The following is a 386-nucleotide window of genomic DNA, read 5'->3' as shown; positions in this document are numbered from 1 at the left end:
GACCATCACCGTCGAAGCGGGCAAGACCCAGGGTAGCGTCGACTTCGAAACGCCAGCGAACGACGTCTACAACAACGGCTCGACCGTCAGCACCACGATTACCGGTGCGACCGGTGGCAACTTCGAACAGCTGACGCCGAACCCGACGCCGGCCCAGACCACGATCAACGACTCGGTCGACACCACCACCGCCACCCTGACGGCCACTCCATCGGTGACTGAAGGCGGCGTCATCACCTACACCGTGACGTTGAGCAACCCAGCCCAGACTCCGGTGACCGTGACTCTGTCCAACGGCCAGACCATCACCGTCGAAGCGGGCAAGACCCAGGGCAGCGTCGACTTCGAAACGCCAGCGAACGACGTCTACAACAATGGCTCGACCG

The 386-nt window shown here is 63.0% G+C and carries 1 protein-coding gene; it reads left to right on the top strand.

Going from position 1 to position 386, the window contains the following annotated elements; genetic code table 11:
- Positions 1–386, top strand: a 386-nt coding sequence (locus IRZ77_RS26700; protein WP_196174639.1) for an immunoglobulin-like domain-containing protein, incomplete at both ends; no start/stop codon positions are given.

The sequence above is a fragment of the Pseudomonas pudica genome (assembly GCF_015680405.1).
Lineage (GTDB): Bacteria > Pseudomonadota > Gammaproteobacteria > Pseudomonadales > Pseudomonadaceae > Aquipseudomonas > Aquipseudomonas pudica.
The sequence above is the reverse complement of the archived record's forward strand: the minus strand, read 5'-3'. Positions and strand labels throughout refer to the sequence as shown.